Below are 7,391 nucleotides of genomic sequence, written 5' to 3'. Positions count from 1 at the left end.
GATTTTTTTATAGTTTCATTCAATAATCTTTCAATAATAATAATCAAAATAACAATAAATCTAATATATTTCTTGAAAATATTTAATTATTTTCCAATATTAAAATTAAATATTTTTTAATATAATTCAATATCACTAAAAAAATTTTTAATAATATTATAATAAAAAAATAAAATTTTCAAATTACAAAACTCGAAGAAGAAAAAATCAGCACAAAAATACAAAGAAATATAAAAAATTTTACAGATTACAACATTGAAAAATATAAACGACGAAAAAACTAAAAAATTTAAAAAAACAAAGAATTATTAAACAATATCTAATTCTGAATAATTTAAACATTGAAAAAAGTATTAATAAAATTAAATGCAATTTAATATTGTAAATAAGAACATTGAGTACAATTTTTGTTAGTGCAATAATCATATACTTAACCACGTTAGACACAACAAAACAGTTAAAATTCAAACTTTAAAAAAACATCAAAATTAAGACAATTCCTACATAATACAATATATTTCAAACAACACAGAATAGGCGAGAATAATGATCGATAATTCCAAATTAGGTTACAGGAAACATATTATGGATGAATTTAAATTTGAAAACGGAGAAATTCTCCATGATGTTGAAGTAGAATACACAACTCGCGGAACCCCAAAATATGATGAAAATGACAACATTACCAATGCAATTATCTATTGCCATAGATTTAATGGGAATTGCTTAGCCATTGGAGACCTAGACCAAATACTTGGCCCTGAAAGTCCCCTGTCTAATTATGGCTTCTTTTTCATATCAATTACTTCACTAGGATATCCCGAATCATGTTCACCATCTACAACCAAACTAAAATTTAATTTTCCAGAATATTCCTTCAAAGATAGTGTGAATTTCAAAAGAAAGTTCCTTAAAGAAGTATTCAATATAAAAAAAGTGCTTGGCATTTTAGGGGTTGGAAATGGAGGTTATGATGCATATACATGGGCATGCGAATATCCAGATGAAATGGAATTCCTAATGGTGGGAAGCAGTTCCTTTAAAACAAACAATTATAGGTACATCACTTCCAAAGCTCTGGACAACCTGATTGTTTCAACCGATGCATATTTGGATGAAAACTACAACGAACAACTATCTCAACTCATATTTTCAATTAACTCATTGATTTATTCCCAGATTTTTTCCAAAAGGGCATTTGAAAAATTTACTCGAGAAGAACTTGACCTATACATGGATACTTTTGTGGAAGAGAGTTCGAATGTTGACATCTATGATTTTAAATACAGAAACAATGCAGTATTAAACTATAATCTTGAAAACAAATTATCCAATATTAAGGCAAAAACATTAGTTGCAATTTCTTCGGATGACATCTATTATTCTCCCGAATTTGATGTACATCCCCTTAAGGACAAAATAGAAAATCTGGAAATATATACCTTTGATGCACAGGATTTCGTTTACAACGACGATTATTCAATATTTATAAATCTATTTCTAGAATTTTTAGAGGAATTTAAAAAATAGTCGAATGTCAAAAAAAGTAAAAAAAAGAAGAGAATAAAATCTCTTTAAATTTATTCATCCATATCTTCAAATCTGGATTCTAATTTTTCCATTACACCAGGAAGTGAAGTGTATTCCATTTCTTCAGCAGGTAATCTGTGAGGTTCGAATGGACCGTGTCTTCTGATGTAAGTTGCGATTTTAGCAGCTTGTTCACGAGTAGGGTCAAATGCAGGATCATCGAATAAGTCGACTGGTCCGATTAATTCACCGTTAGCTACTTGGAAACCTAATCCTACTACTCTAGGTGGTCCGTCGAATCTGATTGGGTTTGCTTCTGCTTCTGAAACAGGCATCATAGGACCATTGTGAGATCCTCTCATCCATCCACTTACCATGTGTGGGAATGCAAATGGATCTACACATTCACCGTTTGCAGGGAAACCAGATTGTGCTCTAACCATACATACTGGGTCGTCTTTACCGACGTATTCTCCAGCCATTAAGTTTAATCTTTCAGTACTTATTGCAGCTGCGATTTCACCGTTTTTCTTCCATACTCTTTTGATTACGTATCTTCCGGTGGAACCGATTAATGCAAGAAGGTCGTACATTTCTTCAGGACAGTTTAAGATAACTTTTCTGTGTTCGATTACATCGAATACTTCAAATTTGAATCCATCGTGTAATGATGGGTCGATTACAAGACCTGCAGTGTTGAATGGGTCTGCGAAGATTCTGAATACTGGCAAGTTGAATGCACCAGGTTCGGTTTTGTCACAGCAGAATATTAACACAGGGTCGGATGGTCTTTCTTCGAATTCCATTTCTGCTACACCAGGACCCATACCTTTGATGTTTCCAGAGAATGTATCAGATAATAAGTCTTGACCTGCACCGTATAATTTTAATTCACGTGCTCTTTCAGTAGCTTTCATGAATGCATCGTATGCAGTTTTGTGTACTTCTTCGTTTTCTACACCTTTGTCGTGAGTCATAATCAAGTCGATGTCGTCACCACAACGGGATATATAGTAATCTTTTAAGATACCTGCTTCTAAAGCTTCGTTTAAAACTTCATCACAAATATCCATTAATTCAGGGTGTGCGACACAGTGTCCGGACACACTTCCAATATCAGCTTTAATTACACTAACAGTAGTTTTCATATTAATAACCTCGATTAGTAAATTGATATTTACTAGACATTTATTATTTTTATGATGTATAGTATTTATATTATTATGTTAGCCAATATCGATTTTTGAAATGACATGAAATTTTTCACCATCACAATTTATTAAACAGCCCACAACTTTCCATATGCATAAATAAAAATTTATTATAATATATTTTTATAAAATAAAATAAATATTGCTTTAAATACAAATAAAAAGATTTATATAACTTTAAATTTAAATTAAAGGACAATTATATAATTAAATTTTATGAGGTGAAACATATGAAGTTTCACGAAGATGTGATTTTTAAAAATGAAGGACAAATATATGGTCAAAAGCTGATGGAAATAATCAACATCAAAGGAAAAATTATAGAAGTCCATCAAACTGAATATTCAGTAATTGATCCTAAAATGTACAAGCCAGATTTAGTTTTTGAACTTGAAGACAAAATAGTGATACTTGAATTCCAATCCACATATGTCAATATTAATGACAAAAGGAGGTTCAGATTCTATACTGCTTTAATCGACCACGTCAAAATCAAATCTGAAAAACCGATAGAAGTGCATGTGTTAAGCACTATAGAGGCTGAAAAAACAAAATGCTACAAAGTTAATTCCGAATCAAGATTTCCAATATATATCCATTCACTAAAAAAATATGACGGAAATGAATTTTTAAATATCATGAATACCAAAATAGAAAGCAACAAAAACTTTAGTGAAAAAGAATTGCTCATGATAAGTTTATTATGTTTCATGAAAACAGATGAAGACATAGAACAAGCAATATTAAACTCAGCACTAATAATAACAAATATTAAAGATTTAAAAGAAGATATTGGACAATTTGCAAAAGGAGTAATCCTAATGCTATGCGACAAATTCGTGACAAACGAATCAATGAACAGAACAATATCAAACCTCGTAGGTGGAAACATGAAAATAGTAGAAGACTACGCACAAAGAGTAGCACAACAAAAAGTAGATGAAAAACTAGAAGAAAAAAATAAAAAAGTAATAATCAACCTTAACAAAAAAGGATTTGAAGCTGAAGAAATAGCTGAAACAGTAGATGTAAGCATAGATTTCGTCAACAAAGTCCTAGCAAAATAATTCAACTAAAAAAAAGAAAATATGAAAACTCAATCGAGTCTTCTAATATTATCAAAAGCCTTTTCGATTTCAACATTCTGATTCATATCTTCACATGCTTTTTTAACACGCTCTAAATCAGCACGGGTTTCAGGATATCTTGGAACAGCACTGCATCCGCCATCATCTATTTTGGAAATTTCAAATGTTCCAATCTTTTTAGCAATTTCTGTAATTTCTTCCTTATCCAAACCAATTAATGGAGATAAAATAGGCATATCCACACCATATCTGGTCGCCAATATGTTTGATAAAGTCTGTGAAGCGACCTGGCCGACACTGCTTCCGTCAACAATCGCATCGGCACCCAATTTTAAAGCCAATTTTTCAGCTATCCTATACATTCCGGATTTGCATAAAACACAAGTCATTTTCTCAGGAGCCTTCTCTTTAGCAACGGTCAAATACTCCCCATAATCGATAACTCTCCTTTTAATAGGAGTGCCTTTGGCATAAATATTAAGCTGATCCACCAATAGATTAAAGTTTTCAGTAACTTTTGGACCTGAAAATGGGTCATTGTTACAGTGTAAAGCTACAACTTCACAACCCCTTTTCATCATCAGATATGCTGCAACCGGAGAGTCTATACCGCTTGAAAGCAGCACGACAACTTTTCCCTGGGTTCCTAACGGCAATCCTCCAGGACCTTTTATTTTTTCATGAAAAATGTAAGTGTCATCTTCCCTTACTTCAACAAAGATTGTCAAATCAGGATTTGTCAAGTCAACGGGAGCCAAAACAACATTTCTTACAACACCTCCACAGTGAGCTGCCATTTCCTGTGAAGTAAAGTCATGCTTTCCCACACGACGGCATTTAATTGCAAATTTAGTGTTTTCATCAATCAAATTTTCCCGGATTAATTCTTCAACATATTCCGTTAATGTCTTGTCAATGTCTTCATAACTTGTATGTGTTGAAGTTGCAGGAGAGTAGGATACAACACCAAATACTCTGTTTAACTTTTCCACACCATCTTCAAAATCCTTAGGATGAATATATATTCTTCCCTGATTTCTATCCACATCACAATCAAAAGTAGCCTTAATATTTTTAACTAGCTTTCTTTCAAAACGTGACCTTATTTTAGGACTTTTAAGCCCTATTTCACCATATCTGGCAATAATCAAATCATAATTCATTTAAACAACTCTCTAAATTTTAGTACACGCTGAAAAAAATAGCAATCCCTTCAATACTAGTTTTTAAATATAACAGCAAGTATATTTTTTATACTAATATATAATAAAACTTTTCAAGAAAATACCAAGTTAGAAAAAAGATACAGATTAAAAGTGCAAAATAAAATAATTGAATGTGTAGCTCATTAAAATAAGTTTATAATTGCAAACATCAATTTTATCATGCCTGAAAATAAGCATTTGAGCAGGAATATTATTTCAAAAAATTAAAAAAAATAGAAGAAGATAAAAAAGATTATCTTCTTACTTTAACTGTTCTTTTTACGGTATCCTTCAAGTAAGTAATTGCATATCTATAATTTTTGCCTGCCTTAAGTTTCTTAATGACATTTTTCTTAACGGTTACTTTTGCAATACCTTTTTTGTTGGTTTTCGCTTTGTATTTTTTACCCTTAAATTTGAATGTCACTGTCTTCTTTTTAAGAACCTTTTTGCCTTGTTTCAATTTTGCTTTCAAGACTAGTTTTTTAGCAGATTTCTTGACTGTAACTACTTTTTTACTGGATATTACCTGTTTTACTTTAATAGTGTTTTTAATGGAATATCCTTTGTATGTTGCCTTAACGGTATACTTTTTAGGAATGAACTTCTTAGTTAACTTGATGGTAATGACACCTTTCTTGTCTGTTTTGAGCCTGTAGGTTTTTTTACCTATTTTAACTTTAATTTTTACTCCTTTTCCAACAGCCTTACCATTATTGCCAATGACCTTAAATTTGTATTTGAAGTTACTGTTATAGTATTTGGCAATGTTTTTATTTCCAGATAGCCTTTTAACAATCTTAAGAGTTTTAGTCACTGCCTTACCAGTGTCAGGATTGATAATTATCACCTTGTATGATCCCACAGATAATTTCACATTAAGTTTTGCAACTCCCTTACCATTGGTTTTAACAGTGTAAGATTTGTTTTTGATTTTAATCTTAACCTTTTTGTTTGCTATAGGATTTCCATTAATGTCAACAACTTTAAACTGATAATCGACACCACTATTGTATCCGCGAACCATATTAGAAGCTATGATTTTAGTTTCAATTGTTACATTAGATGAATAACCTCTTGGAGCATATTTGTTATCACCGGAATATGAAATAACAACATTATTTACTCCATTGCCCAATTCCGGAACAGTAATCTTTGCACTGCCGTTGACCAATGAGGCAACATATGTTTTATTTCCAATTGTCACAGTCACATTGCCTGTTGCATCAGCCGGCGCATGGAAAACAATGGTTTTATCCACAGTCTCAATACCGAAATCATAATCATCAACCGGCAAAACACTAAATGCAGCTTCTTTAACTACAGTATCATAATTTGGAAGCTCAATTTTGGTAATTGTAGTGTAGTTTCCAACCGCCAATGCCATAGTCCAGTTTCCAACGCCGTTTACAACACTTACTTCCAATGTAGTTCCCGCAACAGTAATCAGATAAGTTCCATCAATATCCGCAAGAACATTAATGGTGACATTATCCGGATAAGTCACGTTTTCAACACTAACAACAACATTATTAATTGCCTTATCAACAATTATTGTAATACTGTCACGAGCAGAATCATGACTGCCGTCACCTGAGTAATCCGCATAAACCACATAACTTCCAGCATCCAAACCAGACAATACAAATGACTCTTTGACACTTAAAACTTTGATTAATGTACCATTAGCAAATTTATATGTTACAGTACCTGTTGCATCACCAGGAAGACCCTGAGTAATGCTAATCACACCACCATAAACAATTTCAGTAGCATTAGCAATAATGTTGAAGTTGGTTCCTGTTTGAGTAACTTCAAAGCTTGTGGTATTTGAATTAACATTATAGTTTTCATTACCCTCAAATATCATGCGAACAGAGTAACTTCCAGCACTTAAACTGCCAAGGTCAAATGAACCGATGCCGTTTTTAACGGCGACTTTAACAACATTATCTCCGACAATAACAGTATAATTGCCATCCAAACTTGCAAATACATTACCAGTTACATCAGCAGTGTAAACTTTATCTAAAACCTCAACACTCAAAGTAATATCTGCTTTAGAAACAGTAAACGGAACAGAAGTCACATTATTTACATAATTATCATTCACATACTCAACGATGATGTCATAACTGCCAGCATCCAAAGCAATTTCAACATTACCCTCACCATTTATAACATTAACAATGAGTCGTTTATCTCCGACAACAACAGCATACTCACCATCAACATCGGCAAACACAACAATAATGGAGTTTTCACCATAAACAACATCAGAAGAATAAACTAAAACATCATTAACAGCCTTATCCACAATTATTGTAATACTATCACTGGCAGGAGCATAATTAGCA

5 protein-coding genes are annotated in these 7,391 nt (G+C 32.2%); 2 read left to right on the top strand and 3 right to left on the bottom strand.

Annotation, left to right across the window (positions count from 1 at the left end):
• The first annotated feature begins 585 nt into the window (after positions 1-585).
• On the top strand, positions 586-1,530 hold the full coding sequence (locus QZ143_RS08630; RefSeq protein ID WP_292883214.1) for a homoserine acetyltransferase: 945 nt from the start codon (positions 586-588) through the stop codon (positions 1,528-1,530).
• Between the two features lie 50 nt (positions 1,531-1,580).
• Here the strand turns inward: QZ143_RS08630 and fbp are convergent, their stop codons facing one another.
• Positions 1,581-2,678, bottom strand: coding sequence for a fructose-1,6-bisphosphate aldolase/phosphatase (fbp, locus tag QZ143_RS08625; RefSeq protein WP_292605950.1), 1,098 nt, complete (start codon positions 2,676-2,678; stop codon positions 1,581-1,583).
• Positions 2,679-2,971: 293 nt separating this feature from the next.
• On the opposite strand from fbp, the gene QZ143_RS08620 reads away from it, so the two are divergent.
• A complete protein-coding gene (locus QZ143_RS08620) occupies positions 2,972-3,808 on the top strand; it encodes a hypothetical protein (protein WP_292605952.1) in 837 nt (278 codons plus the stop codon).
• Positions 3,809-3,837: 29 nt separating this feature from the next.
• On the opposite strand, the gene thiI is transcribed toward QZ143_RS08620, so the two are convergent.
• Both thiI and QZ143_RS08610 read right to left on the bottom strand, forming a co-directional pair.
• The gene (gene thiI / locus QZ143_RS08615; protein WP_292605954.1) at positions 3,838-4,992 is read right to left on the bottom strand and encodes a tRNA uracil 4-sulfurtransferase ThiI; all 1,155 of its coding nucleotides are present in this window, start codon (positions 4,990-4,992) and stop codon (positions 3,838-3,840) included.
• Positions 4,993-5,287: 295 nt separating this feature from the next.
• A partial coding sequence (locus tag QZ143_RS08610) for an Ig-like domain-containing protein (RefSeq protein WP_292883211.1) occupies positions 5,288-7,391 on the bottom strand: 2,104 nt, incomplete at its 5' end.

It is taken from the genome of Methanobrevibacter sp. UBA188 (genome assembly GCF_905234905.1).
GTDB lineage: Archaea > Methanobacteriota > Methanobacteria > Methanobacteriales > Methanobacteriaceae > Methanocatella.
Note: the sequence above shows the minus strand (reverse complement) of the source record. Positions and strands in the feature narration are given on the sequence as shown.

Coding starts and splice junctions, on each gene's coding strand:
- QZ143_RS08630 (WP_292883214.1), top strand. CDS start 586: ATGGATGAATTTAAATTTGAAAACGGAGAAATTCTCCATGATGTTGAA.
- fbp (WP_292605950.1), bottom strand. CDS start 2,678: ATGAAAACTACTGTTAGTGTAATTAAAGCTGATATTGGAAGTGTGTCC.
- QZ143_RS08620 (WP_292605952.1), top strand. CDS start 2,972: ATGAAGTTTCACGAAGATGTGATTTTTAAAAATGAAGGACAAATATAT.
- thiI (WP_292605954.1), bottom strand. CDS start 4,992: ATGAATTATGATTTGATTATTGCCAGATATGGTGAAATAGGGCTTAAA.